Origin of the sequence: Paraburkholderia sediminicola, from assembly GCF_046026675.1 — a bacterium.
GTDB classification, from domain to species: Bacteria; Pseudomonadota; Gammaproteobacteria; order Burkholderiales; family Burkholderiaceae; genus Paraburkholderia; species Paraburkholderia sediminicola_F.
Genome location: NZ_JAQQEY010000001.1, coordinates 130547 through 156731, shown reverse-complemented (window position 1 = coordinate 156731; position 26185 = coordinate 130547). Strand labels below are relative to the sequence as shown.

At 62.6% G+C, this 26185-nt stretch carries 26 protein-coding genes and 1 pseudogene; 20 read left to right on the top strand and 7 right to left on the bottom strand.

The window, feature by feature from the left end:
• Nucleotides 1–11 precede the first annotated feature (11 nt).
• The 4 genes from PQQ86_RS00655 to PQQ86_RS00640 all read left to right on the top strand — a co-directional run bounded on the left by PQQ86_RS00655 (nucleotide 12) and on the right by PQQ86_RS00640 (nucleotide 4721).
• Nucleotides 12–1319 carry an efflux RND transporter periplasmic adaptor subunit gene (locus PQQ86_RS00655; protein ID WP_408264123.1) on the top strand — a complete coding sequence of 436 codons (1308 nt, stop codon included), beginning with the start codon at nucleotides 12–14 and terminating at the stop codon, nucleotides 1317–1319.
• Nucleotides 1316–2836, top strand: coding sequence for an efflux transporter outer membrane subunit (locus tag PQQ86_RS00650; protein ID WP_408264121.1), 1521 nt, complete (start codon nucleotides 1316–1318; stop codon nucleotides 2834–2836). The genes PQQ86_RS00655 and PQQ86_RS00650 overlap by 4 nt, the downstream gene beginning before the upstream one ends.
• A gap of 59 nt (nucleotides 2837–2895) precedes the next feature.
• A complete protein-coding gene (locus PQQ86_RS00645) occupies nucleotides 2896–4185 on the top strand; it encodes an MFS transporter (RefSeq protein WP_408264119.1) in 1290 nt (429 codons plus the stop codon).
• Nucleotides 4186–4535: 350 nt separating this feature from the next.
• Nucleotides 4536–4721 (top strand): hypothetical protein, encoded by a 186-nt coding sequence (locus tag PQQ86_RS00640; RefSeq protein ID WP_007179669.1) that lies wholly within the window; start codon nucleotides 4536–4538, stop codon nucleotides 4719–4721.
• A gap of 176 nt (nucleotides 4722–4897) precedes the next feature.
• Here the strand turns inward: PQQ86_RS00640 and mgrA are convergent, their stop codons facing one another.
• Nucleotides 4898–5941 (bottom strand): L-glyceraldehyde 3-phosphate reductase, encoded by a 1044-nt coding sequence (gene mgrA / locus PQQ86_RS00635; RefSeq protein ID WP_093634658.1) that lies wholly within the window; start codon nucleotides 5939–5941, stop codon nucleotides 4898–4900.
• Nucleotides 5942–6160: 219 nt separating this feature from the next.
• Between mgrA and PQQ86_RS00630 the strand changes: the two genes are divergently transcribed.
• Complete coding sequence (locus PQQ86_RS00630; protein ID WP_054037169.1) at nucleotides 6161–6367, top strand: DUF3185 family protein; 207 nt, start codon at nucleotides 6161–6163, stop codon at nucleotides 6365–6367.
• A 62-nt stretch (nucleotides 6368–6429) separates the two neighbouring features.
• On the opposite strand, the gene PQQ86_RS00625 is transcribed toward PQQ86_RS00630, so the two are convergent.
• Both PQQ86_RS00625 and PQQ86_RS00620 read right to left on the bottom strand, forming a co-directional pair.
• Nucleotides 6430–7191 carry a phytanoyl-CoA dioxygenase family protein gene (locus PQQ86_RS00625; protein WP_408264117.1) on the bottom strand — a complete coding sequence of 254 codons (762 nt, stop codon included), beginning with the start codon at nucleotides 7189–7191 and terminating at the stop codon, nucleotides 6430–6432.
• 298 nt (nucleotides 7192–7489) lie between these two features.
• Entirely contained in the window at nucleotides 7490–7654 is a 165-nt protein-coding gene (locus PQQ86_RS00620; RefSeq protein ID WP_408264115.1) for a hypothetical protein, read from the bottom strand.
• Here PQQ86_RS00620 and PQQ86_RS00615 point away from each other — a divergent pair.
• Entirely contained in the window at nucleotides 7653–8021 is a 369-nt protein-coding gene (locus PQQ86_RS00615) for a hypothetical protein (RefSeq protein ID WP_408264113.1), read from the top strand. The two genes, PQQ86_RS00620 and PQQ86_RS00615, sit on opposite strands and share 2 nt — an antisense overlap.
• A 115-nt stretch (nucleotides 8022–8136) precedes the next feature.
• On the opposite strand, the gene metK is transcribed toward PQQ86_RS00615, so the two are convergent.
• A complete protein-coding gene (gene metK, locus PQQ86_RS00610) occupies nucleotides 8137–9327 on the bottom strand; it encodes a methionine adenosyltransferase (protein ID WP_097390919.1) in 1191 nt (396 codons plus the stop codon).
• A 278-nt stretch (nucleotides 9328–9605) separates the two neighbouring features.
• Between metK and PQQ86_RS00605 the strand changes: the two genes are divergently transcribed.
• The 10 genes from PQQ86_RS00605 (at nucleotide 9606) to hslU (ending at nucleotide 19214) form a co-directional block, all read left to right on the top strand.
• Nucleotides 9606–10490, top strand: a complete 885-nt coding sequence (locus PQQ86_RS00605; protein ID WP_408264111.1) for a lipid A biosynthesis lauroyl acyltransferase — start codon at nucleotides 9606–9608, stop codon at nucleotides 10488–10490.
• A gap of 81 nt (nucleotides 10491–10571) precedes the next feature.
• The gene (gene dapF / locus PQQ86_RS00600; protein WP_408264109.1) at nucleotides 10572–11435 is read left to right on the top strand and encodes a diaminopimelate epimerase; all 864 of its coding nucleotides are present in this window, start codon (nucleotides 10572–10574) and stop codon (nucleotides 11433–11435) included.
• Nucleotides 11436–11483: 48 nt separating this feature from the next.
• Nucleotides 11484–11606 (top strand): hypothetical protein, encoded by a 123-nt coding sequence (locus PQQ86_RS00595; RefSeq protein WP_408264107.1) that lies wholly within the window; start codon nucleotides 11484–11486, stop codon nucleotides 11604–11606.
• A gap of 16 nt (nucleotides 11607–11622) precedes the next feature.
• Nucleotides 11623–12342, top strand: coding sequence for a DUF484 family protein (locus PQQ86_RS00590; RefSeq protein ID WP_408264106.1), 720 nt, complete (start codon nucleotides 11623–11625; stop codon nucleotides 12340–12342).
• A gap of 25 nt (nucleotides 12343–12367) precedes the next feature.
• Nucleotides 12368–13291 (top strand): tyrosine recombinase XerC, encoded by a 924-nt coding sequence (xerC, locus tag PQQ86_RS00585; RefSeq protein WP_408264104.1) that lies wholly within the window; start codon nucleotides 12368–12370, stop codon nucleotides 13289–13291.
• 99 nt (nucleotides 13292–13390) lie between these two features.
• Nucleotides 13391–14593, top strand: coding sequence for a class I SAM-dependent rRNA methyltransferase (locus PQQ86_RS00580; RefSeq protein ID WP_211707422.1), 1203 nt, complete (start codon nucleotides 13391–13393; stop codon nucleotides 14591–14593).
• A 216-nt stretch (nucleotides 14594–14809) separates the two neighbouring features.
• A complete protein-coding gene (locus PQQ86_RS00575) occupies nucleotides 14810–15913 on the top strand; it encodes a CobW family GTP-binding protein (protein ID WP_408264101.1) in 1104 nt (367 codons plus the stop codon).
• A gap of 672 nt (nucleotides 15914–16585) precedes the next feature.
• Entirely contained in the window at nucleotides 16586–17005 is a 420-nt protein-coding gene (gene dksA, locus PQQ86_RS00570; protein ID WP_408198908.1) for an RNA polymerase-binding protein DksA, read from the top strand.
• 316 nt (nucleotides 17006–17321) lie between these two features.
• A complete protein-coding gene (gene hslV, locus PQQ86_RS00565) occupies nucleotides 17322–17858 on the top strand; it encodes an ATP-dependent protease subunit HslV (RefSeq protein ID WP_408264099.1) in 537 nt (178 codons plus the stop codon).
• A gap of 9 nt (nucleotides 17859–17867) precedes the next feature.
• The gene (hslU, locus tag PQQ86_RS00560; protein WP_408264097.1) at nucleotides 17868–19214 is read left to right on the top strand and encodes an ATP-dependent protease ATPase subunit HslU; all 1347 of its coding nucleotides are present in this window, start codon (nucleotides 17868–17870) and stop codon (nucleotides 19212–19214) included.
• A gap of 135 nt (nucleotides 19215–19349) precedes the next feature.
• On the opposite strand, the gene PQQ86_RS00555 is transcribed toward hslU, so the two are convergent.
• Together PQQ86_RS00555 and PQQ86_RS00550 are read right to left on the bottom strand one after the other, a co-directional pair.
• Entirely contained in the window at nucleotides 19350–19892 is a 543-nt protein-coding gene (locus tag PQQ86_RS00555) for a response regulator transcription factor (RefSeq protein ID WP_028197735.1), read from the bottom strand.
• On the bottom strand, nucleotides 19889–21199 hold the full coding sequence (locus PQQ86_RS00550) for an ATP-binding protein (protein WP_200659783.1): 1311 nt from the start codon (nucleotides 21197–21199) through the stop codon (nucleotides 19889–19891). Before PQQ86_RS00550 ends, PQQ86_RS00555 begins: the two co-directional genes overlap by 4 nt.
• 128 nt (nucleotides 21200–21327) lie before the next feature.
• Between PQQ86_RS00550 and PQQ86_RS00545 the strand changes: the two genes are divergently transcribed.
• Nucleotides 21328–22965: a tetratricopeptide repeat protein gene (locus PQQ86_RS00545; protein ID WP_408264094.1), complete on the top strand. Its 1638-nt coding sequence runs from the start codon at nucleotides 21328–21330 to the stop codon at nucleotides 22963–22965.
• A 66-nt stretch (nucleotides 22966–23031) separates the two neighbouring features.
• Here the strand turns inward: PQQ86_RS00545 and PQQ86_RS00540 are convergent.
• Nucleotides 23032–23235 (bottom strand): annotated as a pseudogene (locus PQQ86_RS00540) (cysteine-rich CWC family protein); the annotation flags it as partial.
• A 265-nt stretch (nucleotides 23236–23500) separates the two neighbouring features.
• On the opposite strand from PQQ86_RS00540, the gene argB reads away from it, so the two are divergent.
• The 3 genes from argB to slmA all read left to right on the top strand — a co-directional run bounded on the left by argB (nucleotide 23501) and on the right by slmA (nucleotide 26068).
• On the top strand, nucleotides 23501–24400 hold the full coding sequence (argB, locus tag PQQ86_RS00535) for an acetylglutamate kinase (RefSeq protein WP_408215308.1): 900 nt from the start codon (nucleotides 23501–23503) through the stop codon (nucleotides 24398–24400).
• Between the two features lie 199 nt (nucleotides 24401–24599).
• A complete protein-coding gene (locus PQQ86_RS00530; RefSeq protein WP_408264092.1) occupies nucleotides 24600–25352 on the top strand; it encodes a pyrimidine 5'-nucleotidase in 753 nt (250 codons plus the stop codon).
• Nucleotides 25353–25369: 17 nt separating this feature from the next.
• A complete protein-coding gene (slmA, locus tag PQQ86_RS00525) occupies nucleotides 25370–26068 on the top strand; it encodes a nucleoid occlusion factor SlmA (protein ID WP_408264090.1) in 699 nt (232 codons plus the stop codon).
• The last annotated feature ends 117 nt before the right edge of the window (nucleotides 26069–26185 follow it).

Here is a 26185-nt window from a genome sequence, read left to right as displayed (position 1 = left end):
GGGGAAGCTTGATGGAAGGAAAACGTCCAGACGGATCCAACGCCGCGCCCGATCCAGCAAAAGGGAAGCGCGCACGCTGGGTAATCGTGGCAGTAGTCGTGGTGATCGTCCTGCTCGCGGCGCAAGGTATCTGGTCGCGCCATGACGCGCATGCGGCACTCGAGCGCGACGCCGAGCACGCCAGTCAGACGAACGTCGAAGTCGTGCGTCCGCAGAAGTCGACGGCGGGACTCGACCTCGTGCTGCCCGGCAACGTGCAAGCCTTTCTCGACACGCCGATTTACGCACGCACCAACGGCTATCTGAAGAAGTGGTACGCGGACATCGGCGCGCACGTCAAGAATGGCCAGTTGCTCGCGGAGATCGACACACCGGAAGTCGACGATCAACTGCGCGCCGCCCGCGCCGACCTCGCGAATGCCAACGCCAACTACGCGCTCGCGAAAAGCACCGCCGACCGTTGGACTGACATGCTGAAAAGCAAATCGGTCTCGAAGCAGGAAACCGACGAGAAGGTCGGCGACATGCTCGCGAAGAAAGGCACGCTGGACGCCGCTCACTTCAACGTGGCGCGCCTCGAAAAGACGCAGTCGTTCCAGAAGGTCTACGCGCCGTTCGATGGCATCGTGACGGCACGCAATGTCGATGTCGGCGCATTGATCGACGCAGGCAGTTCCGGCGGACCGGCGAAGGAACTGTTCCATGTCGCGCAGGCGGATAGATTGCGTGTGTATGTGAACGTGCCGCAGGCCTACGCACAGCAGGTCCGCGCGCAGCAGACGGCGTTTCTGACGCTCACCGAGACGCCGCCCAAACATTATCCAGGGACCGTGGCGCGTACCTCGGGCGCCGTCGATCCGCAACAGCGGACCATGCTCGTCGAAGTCGACGTAGACAATCGCAATGGCGATCTGCTGCCGGGCGCATACGCGCAGGTGCATTTCGCGTTGGGCGCCGGCGCCGCGCCGTTTACGCTGCCTGGCAACGCGCTGCTGTTTCGCTCGGACGGCGTGAAAGTGGCCACCGTGGATCCACAGCACAAAGTGAAGCTGCTGTCGGTTTCGCTCGGAACAGACTTCGGCACGCGCGTAGCAATCGCATCCGGTTTGCAAGGCGATGAACAGGTGATTCTGAATCCGCAGGATTCGATCATCGATGGGGCGCCGGTGCGGATCGTGCCGGCAAAAGCGGGGGCTGCTGCGAGTAGCGCAGCGGGTGCTTCGAGTGCGGAGGGCGCTGCGGGCGCCTCTGGTGCTGCGGCCGCAAGCGCGCCAATCGCCCACGTCGCCAGCCTGCAATCAGCGAGGATGTCCTTGTGAGCGCGCCAGTATCACGTCGCCATGTCGGGCCACCGTTTGCACACGGCTCGCTGCTTGCCGTAGCGTCGGTCTTTGTGTTCACGCTCACCGCCTGCACCGTAGGCCCCGACTACGTCAAACCACCTGCCACCACCGCCGCAACCTACAAGGAACTCGAAGGCACCGGCTGGAAGCCCGCGCAACCCGCCGATACCTTTACGCGCGGCGCGTGGTGGAACGTCTACGCGGACCCGACGCTCGACGCGCTCGAGCAGCAGGTCGCGAGCGCGAACCAGAACGTGCAGGCCGCCGAGGCGCGCTTTCGCGCCGCCCGCGCGACAGTTGCGCAATACCGCTCGACCTTCTTCCCTGTCGTCAGCGCGAACGGCGATTATTCTCGTGGGCGGACCTCGGAGAATGTGCTGCATAAATCGACCGCCGGTCTCACGCTGAACGATTACCTCGTGCAAGCCGACGCGTCGTGGGAACCGGACTTGTGGGGCCGCGTGTCGCGCAGCGTCGAGGGCGCGAAAGCCGAAGCGCAGGCGAGCGCCGCCGATGCGCAAGCCGCGCTCCTCTCGATGCAGGCCGAACTGGCAACGGACTACTTCGAACTCCGCGGTCTCGATCAGGAACGCCAACTTCTCGACGACACGATCAAGGCCTACAAGGAAGCACTCGATCTGACGCAACACCGCTACACCGGCGGCATCGCCACCGACGCCGATGTCGCGCAGGCGCAGACGCAGTTGCAAACCACTCAGGCGCAAGCGCTCGACCTCGGCGTGCAGCGCGCGCAACTCGAACATGCGATCGCGATCCTGATCGGGCAGACGCCCTCGACGTTTTCCCTGCCGGTTGCGCCGCTCACCGCCGTGCCGGTGGTCGCGGCGGCCGGCGTGCCATCCGCGTTGCTCGAACGACGGCCCGACATCGCGTCGGCAGAGCGGCACGTCGCCGATATGAACGCGCAGATCGGCGTGGCAACGGCGGCATTCTTTCCGAACCTGATTTTGTCGGTGACGGGTGGGCTCGAAGCGACCAACTACAGCCAATGGCTGCTGGCGCCGAGCCGTCTGTGGTCGCTCGGGCCAACACTGGCCGGCACGCTGCTCGACTTCGGCGGACGTGCATCGGTGAAAGAGCAAGCCCGTGCGCACTACGACGAAAGCGTTGCGCAGTACCGCCAAACCGTGCTGACGGCGTTCGGCCAGGTCGAAGACAACCTCGCCGCATTGCGCGTGCTGGAACAGGAAGCCGCCGCGCAAGACGACGCCGTGGCTGCCGCGCAGCGTTCGCTGGCGGTCGTGTCGAATCGCTATAAAAACGGCGCGATTACGTATCTCGACGTCGTGGTCGCGCAAACCACGGCGCTCAGCAACGAGCGGAATGCGGTGTCGATCGCGCGCCGCCGCATGGCCGCGAGCGTCGCGTTGATCAAGGCATTGGGCGGCGGTTGGGACGCGTCCGCCTTGCCGACCGACGAACAGATCGTGCATCCCGTACCGCCCGCGAGCGATGCGGCGGCGCACGGTTAAACTTTTCAGCGTATCCTTAACTGCTTTGAGTACTTTGCGCTCCCCAAGGAGATTTTTTCGTGACCGCATCGCCGGATTCCCACCGGACTGCTGCTTCGGCTGTTCCTGTTTCGTCTGCTTCGTTCACCTCCGCTACTGTGCCTGGCGTCCCTGACATTCCCTATCTCGAACGCGGCACGCGTGCCTATTGGCGCGCCAGCATCGCACTGCTGTTCGCGGGTTACGCCACCTTCTCACTGCTGTATTGCGTACAGCCACTGCTGCCGGCGTTCTCTACGGCGTTCAACGTAACGCCGGCACAAAGCAGCTTGTCGCTCTCACTGACGACAGCCGCGCTCGCGCTCGCCATATTCGTGGCTGGGTTCGTCTCCGAAGGCTGGAGCCGTCACAAGTTGATGACGGCATCGCTCACGCTGTCGGCGCTGCTGACGATCGCCGTGTCGATCGCGCCGCACTGGCATCAATTGCTCGTGTTGCGCATGCTCGAGGGCCTCGCGCTCGGTGGCGTGCCCGCCGTCGCGATGGCGTACCTCGCGGAAGAAGTGCATCCGGATGGACTCGGTCTGGCGATGGGGCTTTACGTCGGTGGCACGGCGATCGGCGGGATGGCTGGGCGCGTGATCACCGGCGTGGTCGCGGATCTGTTTTCGTGGCGCGTGGCAATCGGTACGATCGGCGTGCTCGGCATTCTGTCGATGCTCGCGTTTCGTGCGTTGCTGCCGCCGTCGCGCCATTTCGTACCGCGTCGTGGGCTCGGCTTTTCCCATCACCGCACCGCCTTGCTCAAACAATTCACGCGACCCGGCTTGCCGCTGCTATTTCTGCTCGGCTTCGTGCTGATGGGCAGCTTCGTCACGCTGTACAACTACATCGGTTACCGGCTGCTCGCGCCACCGTACCTGCTGAGTCAGTCAGAGATCGGCGCGATTTTCGTCGTCTATCTGACGGGCGTGGTTGCCTCGCCGTGGTCGGGCCGCATGGCCGACACCTTCGGCCGGGCGCGCGTGCTGACCGCCAGCTTGCTGCTGATGGCATTTGGACTCGCACTCACGATGCTGCATCCGCTGGCAGCCATTGCGACCGGCATTGCTTTCGTGACGTTCGGCTTTTTCGCCGGACACTCGGTGGCGAGCGGCTGGGTCGGACGCCTCGCCAAGGAAGCCAAAGGCCAGGCGGCCGCGCTATATCTGCTCGCGTATTACATCGGTTCGAGCGTGGTCGGTTCTTATGGCGGACGCGTATGGGCAGCCGATGGCTGGAACGGCGTCGCCGGACTGGTCGGCGTGCTGCTTGTCGTAGGCCTCGTTGCGGCCATGCGCTTGCGGCAGCGCGAACGGATCACGGCATGAGGGAACGCTGCTGATCGGCCTTGCGGAAACCCGGCCTGGACACAGCGTGAATCAGGGCCTGCACGGGGTATGCCCCTGTAAGGCGAGAACTATCCGCAGCGCATCAAACAAGCTCGGAAAGTAAGGCCTGTGTAAGCAAACACTTCATTTTTTACGAGGTTTTTGCTGCAACGCGCCAATCGCGGCTCCCCCTGCGGCACTGGGTTCAGCAGCCTGCGAAGACGCGCTGCAGCGCCGCAATACGTTGTTATGTTGATCTAACCGTCGCCTATACTCGAATCGACTGCTGGCAGTGCATGACTCCAGAAATCGAGCCGCTGCCCGCGTTGGTATTACATAAGGAGACGGGTATGACGACCTACTTTACGATCGGCGATTTCATCCTGGTCATTCCGATGGCGCTGGCCGGCGCCCTGTTTGTCGGCGCGCTCCCCTGCAAGACGGAATTTCGGCACAACGCGTTACGCGTGCTTGGCGCGCTGATCGGTGTGGTGTTCGCGGTCGTGCTGGTCGAAGGCTTGCCTGCGCTAGTGTAGCGGGGTCCGGCGAAGGCGGCCTGTGCGCTTCGCCGATGGTTCGGTCAACTGAACGCACTCGCTTCGGCCATTGCGTGGGAAACGTGTGCGCTTGAATTGCGTTTGAAAGAAAGCCGCCTCATGGGCGGCTTTCTTCGTTTCTACGGCGTGTCTCTACGACCTGACACGCTGCGGGATCAAATCGCCTGATCCGTCGACGGTTTTTCCCACAGGTTGATGCCGCCTTCGGTCGCATAGCGATCGATCTCCGCCAGCTCCTCCTTCGAGAACGCGAGATTCTTCAGCGCACCGACGTTCTCACGCACCTGTTCCGCGCGGCTTGCGCCGATCAGCACCGACGTGACGCGCGGATCGCGCAGCGCCCAGGCGAGCGCCATCTGCGCGAGGCTTTGTCCGCGACGCTGCGCGATGTCGTTGAGCTTGCGCACGTGCTCGATGTTTTGCGGGCTCAGATGCTCCTGCTTCAACGAACCGCCGCCCGGCTTATTGACGCGCGCGTCTTCCGGCACGCCGTTCAGATATTTGCCGGTGAGCAAGCCCTGCGCGAGCGGCGTGAACGCGATGGCGCCCGCGCCGACTTTCTCGAGCGTGTCCAGCAATTCCTGCTCGATCCAGCGGTTGAGCATGTTGTACGCCGGCTGATGGATCAGGAGCGGCACCTTGTACTCGGCGAGCAGCTTCGCCATTTCGAGCGTCTTGGTGGCCGAGTATGACGAAATACCGATGTACAGCGCCTTGCCCTGCTGCACGGCGGTTGCCAATGCACCGGCGGTTTCTTCGAGCGGCGTATCGGCATCGAAACGATGCGAATAGAAGATATCGACGTAGTCGAGGCCCATGCGCTGCAGGCTCTGATCGAGACTCGCGAGCACATATTTACGCGAGCCGCCGCCCTGACCGTACGGACCCGGCCACATGTCCCAACCTGCCTTCGACGAAATCAGCAGTTCGTCGCGATACGGCTTGAAGTCGTCCTTGAAGAGCCGGCCGAAATTGGTTTCGGCGCTGCCGTACGGGGGGCCGTAGTTGTTGGCGAGGTCGAAGTGCGTGATGCCCAGATCGAAGGCCGTGCGCAGGATGTCGCGCTGCGTGGAGATCGGCGTGGTATCGCCGAAGTTGTGCCACAGGCCCAGCGACAGCGCCGGCAGTTTGAGACCCGACTTGCCGCAGACTCGGTATTTCATGTCCGAATAGCGTTCTGAAGCTGCTTCGTAAGCCATTGCTAGTGTCCTTGATGTTGAAGTCGCCCGGCGATCACGGGCGTGAGGAAATCACATGCTGCGGGAGGCGTGCAGGTTTTATATTCAGGTATGGGTGAGGCCAGACCGCTATGGTAGCCAATCGCCGCGATGCGTGCAGGCGCCCAGTATGCGGGATGGACGACGGCTTGCGGCTCCCTTACACTTTGGCCGATCAAAGCTTAGCGGAGGGATGGGTTCATGACGAAGGCGATTTCAATCGCGCTGATTGTCGGCGGTATTGTGTTGTTGTATTTCGGCGGGCAGGCGTTCAACTCGGTCAGCAGCGAGGTGTCCCGCGTGTTCACCGGATCTCCGACCAACAAGGCGATCATGCTGATTGTGGGCGGCGTTATCGCCACGATTGCCGGCCTGACCGGGGTGGCAGTTTCCGGGCGCAAGCGGTAGAGCGTGAATTGCCTGCACGGCGTGGGACCAAAGGGCCTCCGCGCCGCGAAAGGCAAAAAAACCTAAAAGACAATTTCAGGCTTGGCCGCCGAGCGGGATCCCGGCAGGGGCACATTGCTCGCCCCGTGATAGGTGAACACCAAAGAAAATTTCACCTGATCGCTGAGATTCTTGCCGGCCGAATGCAGCGTGTTGCAATGAAAGAACACCACGTCGCCGGGCTTTAGTTCGGGCGAAACCGCAGTGCGAATCAACGCCTGATTCTCTTCCAGATCCGAGCGGAAAAACTTGGCCTCGTCGAAGCGGTCGGATGTGAAAGCCGCGCTGTGCGACTTCGGCACCAGCCACAGCGCCCCGTTATCGACCGTCTCCGACCCCACCGCGAGCCACACCGACACCAGGTCGTCACGCTCGAACGACCAATACCTCACGTCACGATGCCAGCCGGTCAAACTGCCATAAGCAGGATGCTTGGTCATCATGCAATTGTGATGCGCCCGCGATAAGCGCGGCTCCTCGCCGAAGTACAACTCCATCCAGCCGCGAATTTCCGGCGCGGTGGCCCATTGCGCAAAATGCGGATGGCGCCCGTACGCATCCAGCAGGCGGCGAACCGTATGCCCACCCGGCGCGTGTTTGGAGTCCGGTGCGCCCGGATAGCGCAGATCCGCTTCGAATTCGATTGGCGCGGCCGCTTCCTGCAACTGGCGCTCTGCAATCTGCTTCAGTTCAGTGCAACGCTCGGGCGAAACCAGTCCCGGCACGACGACAAATCCCTGCTCCCGCAACGTTTGAATCTGCTCTTTCTTCGAGTGAAGTGACATGGTGTTCCGTTACTTTCGACTGACTGATGCTCGATTGTAAAACGGGCGCGATCGGACTGCGTGCTGTTTCATCTGCCGGGAAGCCGGGCCTTACGCACTACTTTCACGCGAATGGGCGGTTTGCATGGCACGCAGTCTGGGCACGCACGCACGAAAATCGCCCGCAAAGGGCGCGACCCCGCAAACAGGCAAATCCTGTTCACTCCGTAAAAACCCGTATTCGCAGGGTAAAAACCGACTTTCTGACGTCATGAATCGCGTGTAGCCTGCACACATGTTGATCGTTCTTCCCGCACTTTTACGGCACGCGCTGCCCGCCAAGGCCGACTCCGCCGTCCTCCGTGTCCTTTCCAGTCGAATTCCGGGCTTTCGCGCCGTCCATCGCGACACCGCCGTTGGCACATTTGGTGCTCTTTCTGGCGCACACTCCGTCGCGCGACACGTTGCCCACTTGTGAAGCCATGCATACTCTTCTGAGCACCCGTCTTACCCGCGCCGCACTTAAAGCGGCGCGTCCGGCACGCCGCCATGTTGTGCGTGCACTGCGTCACCATGCCACCCGCACTCGCGCATTAGGCGAACAATGGCGCGAAGCCAAAGCGGTCGACGGCATTCGCACGTGGTTCCACACCTTCTTCTCCGCACTGCGCCTGCAAGGCAGTTCGCGCCGCTTTTCGCTGCGCACGCTGCTGCGCAAACCGACGCCGTTGCGCCTCACCGCTACGCACAATGCGCCGGTCGCCGCCCCGCAGAGTACGAGCCGCCGCCCGCGCCGGATGTCGACGAGTGGTAGCAGCGGCTGGTTTGCGTTCGCGTTTGCGAGTCGCTGAGTGCGTGGCTAAGTGAGTGGCCGAATGAGTCGCGGCACACCGCAAAGGCAATAAAAAACCCCGTCCCCGGCTTGGCGCCCGGGCGGGGTTTTTTGTTGAAGCGGATTGCGTGCGCTTATTCGGCGAGCGCGACAACCGGTTCGGTGCCTGCTGCTTCGGCGAGCACGAGTGCCTTATCCGTGGCTTCCCACGTGAATTCCGGCTCTTCGCGGCCGAAGTGGCCGTAGGCCGCGCTCTTCTCGTAGATCGGGCGCAGCAGGTCGAGCATCTGGATGATGCCCTTCGGACGCAGGTCGAAATGCTCCAGCACCAGCTTCGTGATCGTCGCATCCGATACGCGGCCCGTGCCGAACGTGTTGACCATGACCGACGTCGGCTGGGCAACGCCGATCGCGTACGACACCTGAATCAGGCAGCGCGACGCCAAACCAGCCGCCACGATGTTCTTCGCGACATAACGGCCGGCATAAGCTGCCGAACGGTCGACCTTCGACGGATCCTTGCCCGAGAACGCGCCGCCGCCGTGCGGAGCTGCGCCGCCGTACGTATCGACGATGATCTTGCGACCCGTCAGGCCGCAATCGCCTTGCGGGCCGCCAATCACGAACCGGCCGGTCGGGTTCACCAGAAACTTGATGTCGCCCTTGATCAGGTCAGCCGGCAGCGTCGGCTTGATGACTTCTTCGATCACGGCTTCGCGCAGCGTGGCCAGATCGATGTCCGGCGAATGCTGCGTGGACAGCACGACCGTGTCGATCGCATGCGGCTTGCCGTCGACATAACGCACGGTGACCTGCGACTTCGCATCCGGACGCAGCCAGGGCAGGCGGCCGTCGCGGCGCAGATTCGCCTGACGTTCCACCAAACGATGTGACAGGTGGATCGGCAGCGGCATCAGTTCCGGCGTTTCTTCACACGCATAACCGAACATCAGGCCCTGGTCGCCGGCGCCTTGATCGAGGTTGTTGTCGTGCGCGCGGTCCACGCCCTGGGCAATGTCCGGCGATTGCTTGTCGTACGCCACCAGCACCGCGCAGCCGCGGTAGTCGATACCGTAATCGGTGTTGTCGTAGCCGATGCGCTTGATCGTGTTGCGCGCAACCTGTATGTAATCGACGTTCGCGGTGGTGGTGATTTCACCGGCCAGCACGACGAGACCCGTGTTGCACAGCGTTTCGGCTGCGACACGCGAGTACTTGTCCTGGGTCAGGATGGCGTCGAGGATGGCGTCCGAAATCTGATCCGCGACTTTGTCGGGATGGCCTTCGGACACGGATTCGGAAGTGAAGAGATAATCGTTTGCCACGTTGCAGACTCCTGTTTTGTGGTTACGGTTGAGTTTCACGTAGCCAGCTTCGGGAGCCTTGAAGCGGCGACGCTTTAGCGGATTACCTTACCGGCAGGGGGCTTATCCCATGGATCGCACCCGCCAGCTTCGCCCCGCAAGTTGTCTATTAACTCGGCGAAGCCCTTATTATAGCGACTTCCTTTGATTGTCACAGAGTGATCACCCGTGCTGTATTTCGACCCGTCTTCAGGTTTCTTGAGCAAAGCGTCGCTCGACGCCCTATACGGAGGGCCGGCATGCTGAGTCGTCTTGGTGCCCATCTGGCCATTGGGCTGCTGAAACTTCTGGCGTTGCTGCCATACGGTTTCGTTGCGCGACTGGGCGACGGGCTGGGCTGGCTGCTCTATCAGATCCCCAGCAACCGTAAGCGCATCGTCCACATCAATCTGAGCTTGTGTTTCCCGGAGTGGACCGCCGAGCATCGCGAAGAGATCGCGCAGAAACACTTCCGCCACGCGATTCGCAGCTATGTCGAGCGCAGCGTCCAGTGGTTCGGCTCGGCGAAGAAGCTCGAAAAGCTCGTGCAGGTGGATAGCGAGATCGACCTGCTGGACCCCGACATGCCGCCCACCCTGTTGCTTGGCGCGCATTTCGTCGGTATCGAGGCAGGCTCCGTGTTCATCAATCACGCGCTGCGCCGGCAGTGCGGCGCGCTCTATCAACCGATGTCCAACAAGGTGCTCGACGACGTGGCGATTGCCGCGCGCGGCCGGTTCGGCGCGGACATGGCAAGCCGCGCGGACAGTGCGCGCATCGTGCTGCGCTGGCTGCGCGACCGCAAGCCCGTCATGCTCGGCGCCGATATGGACTACGGCATGCGCAACTCGACGTTCGTGCCGTTCTTCGGCGTACAGGCGTGCACGCTGACGGCGGTCGGGCGGCTCGCTGGGGTCGGCCATGCGCAAGTGGTACCGTTCATCGGCGAGGTGCTGCCGAACTACAAGGGCTACCGGCTGAAGGTCTTCAAGCCGTGGGACAACTATCCCTCGGGCGACGACGACGCCGACGCGCGCCGCATGAACGCCTTCCTCGAAGAGCAGATTCCGCTGATCCCCGAGCAGTACTACTGGGTGCACAAGCGCTTCAAGACCCGGCCGCCGGGCGAGCCGAGCGTCTACTGAACGGTCTTCGAAAAAAGCGCCTGAACGCTTAAATAAAACGACGTTCGGCGCACCTGCGGGCGCGTCACTTACAATAGCGTGATGAAACTGAAATTCACCAAAATGCACGGCGCGGGTAACGACTTCGTCGTGCTCGACGGCTACACCCAGCCGGTCAACCTGACGCCGGCGCAGGTGCGCGCGCTCGCGGACCGGCATTTCGGCGTTGGCGCCGACCAGTTGCTGCTGGTCGAGAAACCCACCGTGGACGGCGTCGATTTCAGATATCGCATCTTCAATTGCGACGGCGGCGAGGTCGAGCACTGCGGCAACGGTGCGCGCTGCTTCGTCAAGTTCGTGCGCGACAACGGCCTGACCGACAAGCGCAGCGTGCGCGTGCAAGTGCAGAACGGCACGATCCTGCTGACCATGCAGGAAAACGGCGAAGTGCTGGTCGACATGGGCGCCCCCGTGTTCGAACCGGAGCGCGTACCGTTCGCCACCAAAGGGCTCGAAGGCCGCCGCGAGGGCGCGGACACGCTCTGGCCGCTCGACGTGAACGGCGCGACGCGCTGGATTTCGGTGGTGTCGATGGGCAATCCGCACGCGGTGCAAGTGGTCGACGACGTCGAAGATTTTCCGGTCCTCGTCGAAGGTCCTGTGATCGAACGGCATGCACGTTTCCCGCAGCGAGTGAACGCGGGCTTCATGCAGATTGTCGGACGTAGCGAGATCAAGCTGCGGGTCTACGAACGCGGCGCCGGCGAAACGCTGGCGTGCGGCACGGGCGCGTGCGCGGCAGTCGCCGCCGGCATTCGCCGCGGGCTGCTGGACGCGCCGGTGCGGGTGCACACGCACGGCGGCCAGCTGACCATCACGTGGGATAACTTGCAAGAAGGCACGCCGCTGCTGATGGCTGGCCCCGCGGCAACCGTCTTCGAAGGCGAAATCGAACTGGCCGACTGACCCGCGCCAGCGCACTACCCGATTCAGCGGCCGAGCGATCGGCCCAGGATGTACCAGACAAGTGGCCTCGAACAGGCCGACGAAGAAGCCGATGAAAAGCCGGACGAAACAGCTCTTCACCGGCCGACCGAACTCATGACCGATGCGCCGCCCGAAGGCGTCGTCCCGTAGTCCTTTAGCCGAAACCATGAACGATCGCGAAGTCGCCGAATACCTGCTCGCCAACCCCGAATTCTTCGCCGAACACGCGGAAATGCTCGCGACGATCCGGCTTGCGAACCCGCACGGCAAAGCCGCGGTGTCGCTGCAGGAACGGCAAATGGAAATGCTGCGCGACAAGAACAAGCATCTCGAACGGCGGCTGGCCGAGCTGCTGCGCTATGGGCACGAAAACGACAGCATCGCTTCAAAATTCAATCGCTGGACCATTCGCGTGATGGCCGAACGCGATCCGTACGCGCTGCCGCGTACGATCTCCAACGGCTTACGCGATATTTTCGACGTGCCACAAGCCGCGCTGCGTGTGTGGGATGTCTCCGAGCCGTATGCACAGGCCGAGTTCGCGCGCCATGTCGGCGAGGAAGTACGAATCTTCGCGAATAGCCTCACCACGCCGTACTGTGGCGCGAACACCGGCTTCGAAGCGGCGCAGTGGCTGGTGCCGACGGTGTCGGCGGTGAGCGACGACGGGGCCGCAGGCGGTACCGACGAGTCCGCGCACGCCACTGAGTCGATTGCGCTGCTCGCACTGCGCGACCCCGAGGGCAAGGAAGAAGCACCCACCTTCGGCCTGCTGGTGATGGGTTCGGCCGATGCCCGCCGCTTCCACGACGGCATGGCAACCGATTTCCTGACGCAGATCGGCGCGTTGGCGAGCGCGGCGCTGAGCCGTCTGCTGCCGCGCTGAGCCGCCGATCCCGCCAAAGGCCATCGTGACCGAAGCCGACCCGATCGCCGCCTATCTGTCGAATCTCGAACATGAGCGGCGACTGTCGGCACACACGCTGCGCGGCTACACCCACGAACTCGAAGAGCTCAAGCTGCTGGCCAAAGGCCGGCCGCTCGAAAGCCTCACCGCTGTCGATATTCGCGGCGCGGTTTCGCGGGCGCATGCCGGCGGCCTGACGGCGCGCTCGATCAGCCATCGGCTGTCGTGCTGGCGGGCGTTTTACCGCTGGTTCGCGGGACGCGTCGATCTGCCGGCCAATCCGGTCGCCACTGTGCGGGCGCCGAAGCAGGCCAAATCACTGCCGAAAGCGCTGTCCGTCGACGACGCCACGCGCCTGATGGAAAGCCCGCCCGCTGCGACGCCTGAAGGTTTGCGCGACCACGCGATGCTCGAACTGTTCTACTCGTCGGGCCTGCGACTGTCCGAGCTGGTCGGTCTCGACGCCCGTTTTGCCGACGCCAGCGGTTACCGCTCCGCGGGCTGGCTCAAGCTCGATTCCGCCGAAGTCGAAGTGCTCGGCAAAGGCAATCGGCGCCGCATCGTGCCAGTCGGCAGCAAGGCGCTCGATGCCCTGAACGTGTGGCTCGCTGTGCGTGATCAGATGGTGAAACACGATCCGCATCCGCTGTTTCTGTCGGCGCGCGGCAATCGGCTGTCGCCGAATGTCGTGCGTGATCGCGTGAAGCGCGCGGCGCTGGTCGCCGGCATTCCCGCCAATGTGCATCCGCACGTGCTGCGGCATTCGTTCGCCACACATGTGCTGCAATCGAGCGGCGATCTGCGGGCCGTGCAGGAACTGCTCGGGCACGCCAGTATCACCGCCACGCAGGTCTATACCGCGCTCGATTTCCAGCATCTCGCGCACGTCTACGATCAGGCGCATCCGCGCGCCAAAAAACGCGACTGATTCCGCTCTTTGCTTTTTTGCGGCTTGCGGTCTCCGCCTTCGCTTCACTTGCCGTGTGCCTCTTTGTCCACGCGGCCTACTGCTCCTGCTGACACCCCAATGAATACCGTTACGCTCAAACCGTCGAAAGAAAAATCGCTGCTGCGCCGCCATCCGTGGGTCTATGCCAACGTGATCGATCGCGTCGACGGCAATCCCGCTCCCGGCGCGACCGTGCTGGTGCGCGCGCACGACGGCCGTTTCCTCGCCCGTGCGGCCTACAGCCCGCATTCGCAGATTCGCGCACGCGTATGGAGCTTCGACGAAATGGAGCCGATCGATCACGCGTTCTTCAAGCGCCGCGTGCAGCGCGCGCTCGCGCACCGTCAAACGATGGTGCACAACACCGGCGCGGTGCGGCTGATTTTCGGCGAAGCGGACGGCCTGCCTGGCCTGATCGTCGATCACTACGTCGCCGAGGACGCGGGCCAGCGCAGCCAGCTGGTGTGCCAGTTCATGGCGACGGGCGTCGAAGCATGGAAGGAAGCGATCGTCGCGGCGCTGACCGACGCGACCGGCTGTCCTAACGTCTACGAGCGTTCGGACGTGTCGATTCGCCAGAAAGAAGGGCTCGAGCAGATCACCGGCGTGCTCGCGGGCGAGGCGCCGTCGGAAGCGCTGATCGCGAGCGAAAACGGCGTGCGCTATCACGTCGACGTGCGCAACGGCCACAAAACCGGCTTCTACGTCGACCAGCGCGACAACCGCTTGCTGGTGCAGGAGCTGGCGAAAGATCGCGACGTACTGAATTGCTTCTGCTACACCGGCGGCTTTTCGCTGGCGGCCTTGAAAGGCGGAGCGAAGCGTGTGGTGTCGATCGATTCGTCGGGCGACGCGCTCGCGATCGCGCAGCAGAACGTGGCCGCCAACGGTTTCGACGCCGAACGCGCTACCTGGCTCGACGCCGACGCGTTCAAAACCTTGCGCCGCCTGTACGACGAAGGCGAACGCTTCGACCTGATCGTGCTCGATCCGCCGAAATTCGCGCCTTCGCGTGAACACGTGGACCGCGCCTCGCGCGCCTATAAGGACATCAACCTGACCGGCCTGAAGCTGCTGCGCCCGGGCGGCCTGCTGTTCACCTATTCGTGCTCCGGCGCAATCGACTCCGAACTGTTCCAGAAGATCGTGTCCGGCGCGGCGGCCGATGCGCGTGTCGATGCGCGGATTCTCAAGCGCCTCGGCGCCGGGGTCGACCACCCGCTGCTCACCGCCTTCCCCGAAGGCGAATACCTGAAAGGCCTGCTGTTGCAAATTGCCTGATCGCCCATAGCTTCAGGGTTATTTCCCGCGTGCCGCGGAGGGGTTCGCCCCCGCTGCCAGCGCCGGCTTGACAGATATGTTTCAATATCCGGCTAGATCGGGTCGCGCGCCGTCAGGCTGGCGCGCCCGGCAAACCGGATTCGCAGACGCATTCGCTGAACGTTCGCGCTGCACATTTCGATTCCGCACAGACTCACGTACATACAGGCGACCAACATGATCCCAGTCACCATCCTGACCGGCTTTCTCGGCAGCGGCAAAACCACCCTGCTCAAGCGCATCCTGAACGAAAAGCACGGCATGAAGATCGCCGTGATCGAGAACGAGTTCGGCGAAGAGAACATCGACAACGAAATCCTCGTGCAGGACACGAGCGAGCAGATCATCCAGATGAGCAACGGCTGCATCTGCTGCACGATCCGCGGCGACCTGTCGCGCGTGCTGGGCGATCTGGTGGCGAAGAAGCAATCCGGCGAACTGGATTTCGACCGTGTCGTGATCGAAACCACCGGTCTCGCCAATCCGGGCCCGGTCGCGCAGACGTTCTTCATGGACGACCAGATCGCCAACGAATTCCTGCTCGACGCGATCATCACGCTGGTCGACGCGAAGCACGCGAACCATCAACTGGACGAGCATGAAGTGGTGCAGCGCCAGGTCGGCTTCGCCGATCGCCTGTTCATCACCAAGTCCGATACGGTCGACGAAAAGCACGTGGACGATCTGCGCCATCGCCTGCTGCACATGAACCCGCGGGCTGCGATCAAGATCGTCAACTTCGGCGAAGCGGACATCAAGGAAATCTTCGACCTGCGCGGCTTCAACCTCAATTCGAAGCTCGAAATCGACCCGGATTTCCTCGCTGAAGACGAACATGCGCACAGCCACGCTCACGCGCATGACGAGCACGGCCACACCCATGCCGATCACGACGATCACGATCACGAAAACTGCGATCACGACCACGGCAAGTGCGACCACGAAGGCCACGACCACGCGCATCACCATCACGCGCACCACGACGACAAGATCAAATCGTTCGTCTACCGCAGCGACCGTCCGTTCGATCCGAACAAGCTCGAGGACTTCCTCGGCGGCATTCTGCAGATCTACGGCGAGCGCCTGCTGCGCTACAAGGGCGTGCTGTATATGAAAGGCGTCGACCGGAAGGTGGTGTTCCAGGGCGTGCATCAGATGATGGGCAGTGATCTGGCCGCGAAATGGCAGCCGATCGAGAAGAAGACCAACAAGATGGTGTTCATCGGCATCGAACTGCCGCAAGACCTGATCACCGACGGCCTGGACGCCTGTCTGGCGTAAGCGTCACAAGTCGTCGCAAATGCCGGCTCGTGCCGTGCCGGGCAAATGGCGCGGCACGCGGCATGCTGGAGCGCGCTTATCACGAGCGTGTGTCCGGCGGGCACCATGGTAATCGTCTGCAGAATACGGGCGGGAGGAGCGGCCCGAAAGCCTGCTGAAATGTCGGCCGTGTGAAAAGCACGTGAAAACCCTGCTGTATTAAAGCGTACACGACCATCGCTTTTTGACCGTGCGCGCGTTATATTTTCGGGATATCAGTGCGCCGCCGGGGGATTTTCACCAGTTGCGGTGCTGGATTGTGATTCAGTTACAATACGTGCCCACTGGAGAATGACAACGAATTGCCCGGTCAGCGCGTATCCCGCGCCGGGCCTGAAACGGCGCCGGAAAATCTTATCCGGAAAGCACGCCGACAATGCCGGCTGGCACAGCAGTCAATGCGCGCTGCCGGCAAGCAATGCCTCAGGAGCATTTGAGAAACGGTTTCCAGAGGAGTTCGGCCCCGCATTGGCGTAGCGACGCCCGGCGCGTGGGCGCAAGGCGCTTCGGCGTCACCGACAGCCCATCGTCCGTGCCCGCCCAGCGCTCAGCGTCCTAGTGGCGCCTTTGCGGGCAATACGAAAGTGCGGGCACTATGTAAGAGTTTTGCCTCACATTGAAGAAGCAAGCCAGATGACGACGAAACGACTCTTGACTGAAGCCGAAATCCTGAAGATGAGCGATAAGGATTACATGAATGCGGATCAGCTCGCTTTCTTCAAGAACAAGCTCGAACAGCTGCAGGCGGACATTCTCCGCAATGCCGGCCAGACGACCGAAAACCTGCGCGAAACAGTAATCGTGCCGGACCCGGCCGACCGTGCAACGATCGAAGAAGAGCATGCGCTGGAACTGCGCACGCGCGACCGCGAGCGCAAGCTGCTGAAGAAGGTGCAGCAATCGATCGCGCGCATCGATTCGGGTGATTACGGCTGGTGCGAAGAAACCGGCGAGCCGATTGGTGTTCCGCGTCTGCTCGCACGGCCCACGGCTACCCTGTCGCTCGAAGCGCAGGAACGCCGCGAACTGCGCCAGAAGCTGTTCGGCGACTGAACGCCAACGGCGCGGCTTCGGCTCCGCGCCCTTTTAAGCTGCTTCGTCGAGAGGCGCACGGTGATCTGTGCGCCTTTTTTCTTTTGTGTGCCCCTGCGCACAGTCCCCCGCTCCGAATCCCGTGTTTTTGTCTTATGCCGTTTGCCGGCTCTTGATATGACCGCGCACGCCCTAAAATAAGTCGGACATGCGTTGCACGAGCGCGCGCCGGCCGGTTGATCGTTTCAGCGTTGCGCGCCGTCCGCTTCCAGGATTCATGCGGTGGTGCATTACATTGTGCTGCCGTGTCCTACCCGTTTTGCAAAGAGGAACGCATATGGAGCAATTTCACGGCACAACGATCGTTTCCGTGCGCCGCGGCGACAAGGTCGCGCTTGGCGGCGACGGCCAGGTGACACTGGGCAACATCGTCATGAAAGGCGGTGCGAAGAAAGTCCGGCGCATCTATAACGGCAAGGTGATGGTCGGCTTCGCCGGCGGCACGGCCGACGCCTTCTCGCTGCTCGACCGCTTCGAAGCGAAGCTGGAAAAACATCAAGGCAATCTGACCCGCGCCGCCGTCGAACTCGCCAAAGACTGGCGCACCGACCGCATGCTGCGCCGCCTCGAAGCCATGCTGATCGCCGCGGACGCCACCACCACCCTCGTCATTACCGGCAACGGCGACGTGCTCGATCCGGAAGGCGGAATCTGCGCGATCGGTTCGGGCGGCGCCTACGCGCAAGCCGCCGCCAAGGCGCTCGTTGACAATACCGATCTATCGCCACGCGAGATCGTGGAGAAGTCGCTGGAGATTGCCGGCGACATGTGCATCTATACGAACCATAACCGCGTCATCGAGACGATCGAGTAAGGACCCACGATGAGCACCATGACCCCTGCCGAGATCGTCTCGGAACTCGACAAACACATCATCGGCCAAGGCCGCGCGAAGAAAGCAGTTGCCGTGGCGCTGCGCAACCGCTGGCGCCGTCAGCAGGTTGAAGACCCGCTGCGTCAGGAAATCACGCCGAAGAACATTCTGATGATCGGACCGACCGGCGTCGGTAAAACCGAAATCGCGCGGCGTCTGGCGAAACTGGCCGACGCGCCGTTCATCAAGATCGAAGCCACCAAGTTCACCGAAGTCGGCTACGTGGGCCGCGACGTCGACAGCATTGTGCGCGATCTGATGGAGATCTCGATCAAGCAGACGCGCGAAACGGAAATGCGCAAAGTGCGGACCAAGGCTGAAGATCAGGCCGAAGACCGCATCCTCGACATCTTGCTGCCGAGCGCCCGGCCGGTTGGTTTCGGCGCGAGCTCAAGCGCCACGGACACGGCGGACGAAGGCAGCACCACGCGCCAGACCTTCCGCAAGCGCCTGCGCGAAGGCCTGCTCGACGACAAGGAAATCGAACTCGACGTCGAACAGCCGCAAGTGGGTATGGACATCATGGGGCCGCCGGGCATGGAAGACATGACCGAGCAGATCCGTTCGATGTTCGCGAACATCGGCGGCGGCAAGAAAACGCGCCGCAAGCTGAAGGTGAAGGAAGCGCTCAAGGTGCTCACCGACGAAGAAGCCGGCAAGATGCTCAACGACGAAGAGGTGAAAGCCAAGGCGGTGCAGAACGTCGAGCAGAACGGTATCGTGTTCCTCGACGAAATCGACAAGATCGCGTCGCGCAACGAAGCAGGCGGCGGTGAAGTGTCGCGTCAGGGCGTGCAGCGCGATCTGCTGCCGCTCGTCGAAGGCACCACGATCAACACCAAGTACGGCATGGTGAAGACCGACCACATCCTGTTCATCGCGAGCGGCGCGTTTCATCTGTCCAAGCCGAGCGATCTGATTCCGGAACTGCAAGGCCGCTTCCCAATTCGGGTCGAACTGGATTCGCTGTCGGTGGGCGATTTCGAATCGATCCTTGTGTCGACTGACGCGAGCCTCGTGAAGCAATACCAGGCACTGCTGGCCACCGAAGACGTGCACCTCGAATTCGCCAACGACGGCATTCGCCGCATGGCCGAAATCGCGTACTCGGTCAACGAGAAGACCGAAAACATCGGCGCACGCCGTCTGTACACGGTGATCGAAAAACTGCTTGAAGATGTCTCGTTCGCAGCCGGCAATCATTCGGGCAAGACGGTGCAGATCGACGCGGCGTATGTCGATCGCGCGCTGAACGATGTGGCGGAAGATGAGGATCTGTCGCGCTACGTGCTGTGATGCCGATGCTGACGCCGCGTTAAAGCCGCGCGCCTCGCACACCGCCAATCATGTGTGAGGCGTAAAAAACGGGCTGTCTTGTGAAAGACAGCCCGTTTCGCTTTCCGGCCCGCAAGGGCGAGAAGGCCTCTGCGCCTACTGCTTCACCGGCCGCTTCGCCAACTTCCGCTGCAGCGTTCGACGATGCATGTTCAACGCGCGCGCAGTAGCCGAAATATTGCCGCCGTGCTCCGCGAGTACACGTTGAATATGCTCCCACTCCAGGCGCGCAACCGACAACGGCGTCGGATGCTCGATCGCCTCTTCCGCTTGCAGCGCGCTCGCTTCGCTTTGCAGCGCAGACAAGATCGTCTCCACGTTGGCGGGCTTCGCCAGGTAGTTATCGGCGCCGTCTTTCACCGCCTGCACGGCCGTGGCGATGCTGGCATAACCGGTCAACACCAGCATGCGCGCATCAGGCTGCAAATCACGCAGCGGCGCGACGAGCGTAAGACCGGAATCATTGCCGAGATGCAGGTCGACCGTGATCTGGCTGAACTTCTGCTGGTTCGCCAACTTGATCGCCTCATCCGCGTTGTGCGCTTCGGCCACCGTATAACCGCGCCGCGTCAAACCGCGGGCGAGGATGCCGGAGAACACCTCATCGTCGTCGATCACCAGAAAATTCATATCGCTCATGCCTGTTTCTCCGTGTTGGATGGTGTAGTGCCTTGACGGCCCGCGCCTGATAATTTGCGCGCCGCAAGCGGCAGTCTCAACACTGCACGCGTGCCACGCGGCTTGATCTCGCTGACATCGGCCAGCTCGATCGATCCCTTCAGACGTGCCGCCGCTGAAAATGCCAGATACAGGCCCACGCCGTGCCCGCCCTGTGTGCTGTCGACCGGCATCGCGCCAAGCGACCCGCGCAACGCAGCGGGAATGCCAGGGCCCGCGTCGCATACCTCGAATGCGATCTGGTCGCCGCGAGCGGTGAGCGTGCACGATAGCGTGACGTGATCGCGGCTCGCACGCGCGGCGTTGTCGAGCAGAATCGTGAGAATCTGACTGACCGCAACCGTATCGTCAAGACTGACGTCCGCAGGCGGCACGCCGATCCGCTCGAACTTCACATGCGGGTGACGCAAGCGCCATTGTTCGCCAAACGACTCGAGCCATTCGCTGACCGTTTGCCGGTTGGTCGCGGTCGATGCACGGCTGCGCAGCCGCGCAAGCGCCGAAGTACACAGCGTCATTTGCTGTTCGAGCAACTCCAGATCTGCGCTGTATGGCGCGAGTCCCTTATCGGTTCGCGCGGCGTCGCGCAATTCTTCGGACAACATCGCAATTGTAGACAGCGGCGTGCCGATTTCGTGCGCGACAGTGGCGGCCTGGACGCCGAGCGCGACGGCGCGTTCATCGTGAAGTAAGCGCTGCTGCGCCTCTCCGAGCGCTGCGTCACGTAGTCGCAGAGCGCGTGACATGCGTGCGACGAACCACGCAATCAGGCCAACGCTGACCATGAAGTTCACCCACATGCCGGCGCGAAAGTAGTCGAACAGGTTCGCGGGGTTGTCGAGATTGAGAGGCACGGAATCAAAACCGAGCACGGCGTAGCAGGCCACGGCGAACGCGGCGAGCCACGCCATCAAATGCCATGGCAACACGGCGGCGGCAATGGCGAGCGATGGCAGGTACAGCGAAACGAATGGATTAGTGGTGCCACCGGAGAGGAACAGCAGCGCCGACAACGCGCCGAGATCGACCCAGATCTGGCCGAACAGTTCGAGATTGGACTCAGGCCGCTGCTGCGAAACGCGCCACCACGTAAGCCCGTTGAAGATCACCTCGAGGGCGATCACGAGCAACATCGCGGGCAACGGCAGGTGCACGCCGAAGAAGGTCTGCACAAACGCAATCGTCACCAGTTGGCCAATGATGGCGAGGCTGCGCAACCAGAACAGATGGCCGAGGTTGACGCGGCCGGTGTTAGTTATACGGTGCATGACTTTAGTTTAACTGTTCGGACTAGTCCGACTTACCTCACGGCCTTGCGCCGGTAACATGGAATTTTGCGACAGCGTTGCGCGAGCCGGTTGCTCAAAATCGGTCCTCGCGCCATCCAAACTTAACCATGCTGCCAATCTCTGATAGCGAGACCCCTGCCTCATCAGCTTTCCTGACTTTCCTGCGACATGCCGCCGCAGCCCGGCAAACCGGCACCGCAGAAGCAGAGGCCAGATGGCTCGATGCCGCTGCACAACGCCATCCACTCGACAACGAGTCCATCGATTTGCTCGTCGCCACTTTGCTCGCAGAACATCGTGACGACGACGCGGTCGAACTCGCCGCCATTATTGCCCAACTCGATCCCCACCGCGCGCTTGCACACTTTCGTTTCGGCTACGCGCTGCAGATGGCAAACCGGCATAGCGCGGCAATCTCGCCATATCGCCGCGCACTCGCCATCGATCCGAAACTGCCGCAGTTGCGTAACAATCTCGCCGGTGCCCTCGCGCTCACTGGCGGCGACCTCAACGAGCAGGTCGCACTACTGGAACGTGCGGTTCATGAAGAACCCCGCAACGGCGACGCATGGACCAATCTCACTCAGGCGAGCCGCGCCAATTTGAATCTGCCACGCGCGCTCGAAGCCGGCGCAAGGGCCGTTCAATGCGCGCCGCATAGCCCGCTAGCGCATAACAACTATGCGCTGGCGCTACGTGAAGCGCAATGCTGGGACGAAGCGGAGCACGCCGCAAGAACCGCCTGCGCAATAGCACCCAACGACGCGAGCATGCGCTCCAATCTCGGCATGCTGCAACTCATGCGAGGCGATTACACGCACGGCTGGCAAGCCCACGAAGCGCGCTGGGACGGCTCGTTTGAATTGGGCGGCAACCGCCCGGCGATGCCGGCGCCGACCTGGCAAGGCGAACCGCTCGCCGGAAAAACACTGCTGGTGTGGGGCGAGCAGGGCATGGGCGACGTCTTGCAGTTCAGCCGCTATATCCCTCTGCTGGCCGAACGTGTTCATCGCGAGGGCGGCCGCCTCGTCTGGAATTCATTTCCGCAGATGGGTGCGTTGCTCGCGCGCAGCCTCGGCGATCATGTGGACGATTTCTCGGCCGGTGGTGGCGTCGAATCTTTGCCGCCTTTCGACTACGAAATCCCGTTGCTCAGTCTGCCTTTGATATTCGACACGCGCGAAGAGACGATTCCCGCTGCGACTCCGTATTTGCATGCGGACGCTGCGGCGCGTGCGTCGTGGCAACAGCGGCTTGCCGGCGAAACACGGCTTAAAGTCGGGCTGGCGTGGACCGGCAGTCTTGGCCATCAGCGCAACCCATTCCGGCGAGTGGGTTGGGAGCGCTATGCAAAACATTTCGGCGGCATGCAGGGCGTGGCGTTCTATTCGCTGCAGCCGGGTGCTGAGGCGGACGTCGCGGCGGCCCGGGCAGCGGGCCTGCCACTGTCGGACCACACCGCCGAATTTGCCACCTTCGACGACACGTCGGCATTTGTCAGCGCGCTCGATCTCGTCATCACGGTTTGCACGTCCGTGGCGCACCTGAGCGGCGCACTCGGCCAACGCACATGGGTGCTGCTCGATGTCAATCCGCATTGGGTCTGGCTGCTCGACCGGCCCGAGAGCCCGTGGTATCCGAGCGCGACTCTCTACCGGCAGCCGCAGTTCGGCCAATGGGATCCGGCGCTGGAGGCTGTTGCACATGATCTGAGCGCGCTTGCGGCCCGCCACCACGCGGCATAGGCCGGCATGGAGCGGCAACGCGGCCGACAGAACCGCGCCGCGTTCAAAGTGACCGGCTCCTCCCGGACCCGATTGCACGGCTCGCGCGATTTCCGCTGCAAGACATTCAGGACACAGGCAGCGTCCTGACGGATCAAGCCGGTCGGCCGGCAGGGCTGGCATCTCACGGCACCAGCAGTCGAACGGCACCCCATGCATGGCGCAATCGAACGCATGACCACAGCGCGGGCAAAGCGCGCTGCTTGCGGAGTGGGAAGCTGACGGTTTCATGAGGGGCCGGATGATCTCGCTTCAGCCTGGATCAGGAAATGATGCCACGACTGGCGCGCCGCCGTGAGTCGGCCGTTCGGCCAATTCACAGGCAGTTCTGAACGGCGGTAGGCTTGATTGCCGTCCGCCGCTTCGGGCCGCTCATTGCGCAGTGCGCAAAGCCGGCGCCGCCCGTCACCGGCGCCGCTATCGAAAACCCTGTTGCAGGGTGCCAGTCCTGTACAATTCGCCCTGTTTTAACTGTTCCGTGCCTGAGCCTGCCGCCATGTCCGAGCTTCCCGACCTTTCGCAGATCGCGCCCACCCTGAAGGCTGAAATACTGGCCGAGGCGCTGCCTTACATTCGCCAGTATCACGGTAAGACCGTGGTCATCAAATACGGCGGCAACGCCATGACCGAGGAGCGACTCAAGCAGGGCTTCGCGCGCGACGTAATTCTGCTGAAACTGGTCGGTATCAATCCGGTCATCGTGCACGGCGGCGGTCCGCAAATCGACCAGGCGCTGAAGAAAATCGGCAAGCAGGGCACGTTCATTCAGGGCATGCGGGTCACCGACGAAGAGACGATGGAAGTCGTCGAATGGGTGCTCGGCGGCGAAGTGCAGCAGGACATCGTCACGCTGATCAATCATTTCGGCGGCCACGCGGTCGGCCTGACCGGCAAAGACGGCGGCCTGATCCACGCGCGCAAGATGCAGATGCCGGATCGAGACAATCCAGGCCAATACCTGGATATCGGTCAGGTGGGCGAAGTCGAGGCGATCAATCCCGCCGTCGTGAAAGCGCTGCAGGACGACGCCTTCATTCCGGTGATCTCGCCGATCGGCTTCGGCGAAGACGGCCTGTCGTACAACATCAATGCGGATCTGGTCGCGGGCAAACTGGCGGTCGTGCTGAACGCCGAAAAGCTCGTCATCATGACCAACATCCCGGGCGTGATGGATAAGGAAGGCAATCTGCTGACCGATCTCTCGGCGCGCGAAATCGACGGCCTGTTCGCTGACGGCACGATCTCCGGCGGCATGCTGCCGAAAATCTCGTCGGCGCTGGATGCGGCGAAGAGCGGCGTGCGGTCGGTACACATCATTGACGGCCGCATCGAACACTCGGTGCTGCTGGAAATTCTCACCGAACAACCGTTCGGCACGATGATCCGCTCGCATTGATTCCTGCCTCAAACCCGGCCCACACGGTGCGCCACTCAGGCGTGCCATGCGGGCCGCTGCCGCTGCGCCCAGCGGCGCACCACGCGCCGCCCTCCGGCGCAAAAACGCTCTCCCTTCTTTTACCGCCTTCCGCATCGCGAAGCGTCGTCCGCGTTTGCTGCGTGAAGCGACTGCCCGCGCCTGAACGGCGACCTCCATCATGCGCACCCCCACTTCCCGACGCCGTCGTCCGCATATCGCAGGCGGCAGTCCGGTCTGGCTATTCGATCTCGACAACACGCTGCATCATGCCTCGCACGCGATTTTTCCGGCGATCAATCAGGGCATGACGCAGTACATCATCGACGCATTGCAAGTCGACATCGACGAAGCCAACCGTCTGCGCACCGGCTATACGCAACGCTACGGCGCGACGCTGCTCGGTCTGGCACGCCACCATCCGCTCGACCCGAACGACTTTCTGAAAGTCGTCCACACGTTTCCCGATCTCGGCTCGATGATCCGTCACGAACGCGGCGTCGCGCGCCTCGTTGCGTCGCTGCCCGGCCGCAAGATCGTGCTGACCAACGCACCGGAGGCCTATGCGCGCGCGGTACTCGCGGAGTTGCGCATCGAGCGTCTGTTCGAGCAGGTGATTGCGATCGAACATATGCGCGATCGCCGCAACTGGCGCGCCAAACCCGACCATTCGATGCTACGCAAGGCGATGCGCGACGCCCACGTCTCGCTCAAGGACGTGATCCTCGTGGAAGACACGCGCTCACATCTGAAGAACTACCGGCGGCTCGGCATCCGCACCGTGTGGATCACCGGCCATCTGCCGCGCAAACCGCACGCGGACGGCGTGCCGACGCGTCTGCCGGGCACCGGTCGGCCGCACTATGTCGATCGATGCATTCGTTCGTTAAAATCGCTACGACTGGGCAGCCGCTCGGTTCGTTTGAAGAGATAGCAGACGGGGCGACAGCCATGCAGCCGATCGACAAGCCTGACGAAGCCGTAGCCGAACACGAACCCGCCCCGTCGGGCGCCCCGCGTGCGCCGCGCCTGAAGCCGGGCGAGCGCCGCGTGCACATCCTGCAGACGCTTGCCGCGATGCTGGAAGCGCCGAAGAGCGAAAAGATCACCACGGCGGCGCTCGCCGCCCGGCTCGGCGTCTCGGAAGCCGCGCTGTACCGGCATTTCGCCAGCAAGGCGCAAATGTTCGAAGGGCTCATCGAGTTCATCGAGCAGACCATCTTCGGCTTGATCAACCAGATCGCCGACAGGGAAAGCAACGGCGTGCTGCAAGCCCGCGCGATCGCGCTTATGCTGCTCAACTTCCCTGCGAAGAATCCCGGCATGACTCGCGTGCTGACCTGTGAGGCGCTGGTCGGCGAGCACGAACGGCTGACCGAGCGGGTCAATCAGATGCTGGAGCGAGTCGAGGCGTCGTTGAAGCAGTGTTTGCGGCTGGCTCAGATGGAGGCAAACGCAAGCACGGGGGAAAACGCAAGCCAGAGCGCCAATGCACACGCCGCGCCATTGCCCGCCGGCTACGATCCCGCGATCCGCGCGAGCCTGCTGCTGAGCTACATCATCGGCCGTTGGCATCGGTATGTACGCAGCGGCTTTGCACGGCCGCCCGCCGAACACGCCGACGCGCAACTGCTGCTGATTCTTCAGTAGTCCGCGCGGCAGGCGCAGCGACAGGGCCGCGCCCGCGACGCTGCCGCAGGAAATTTTCCGCTATACTTTGCGCCTGACTGCGGCTCGCCGAACTACCTGAGACCGCTGTCCGAAGCA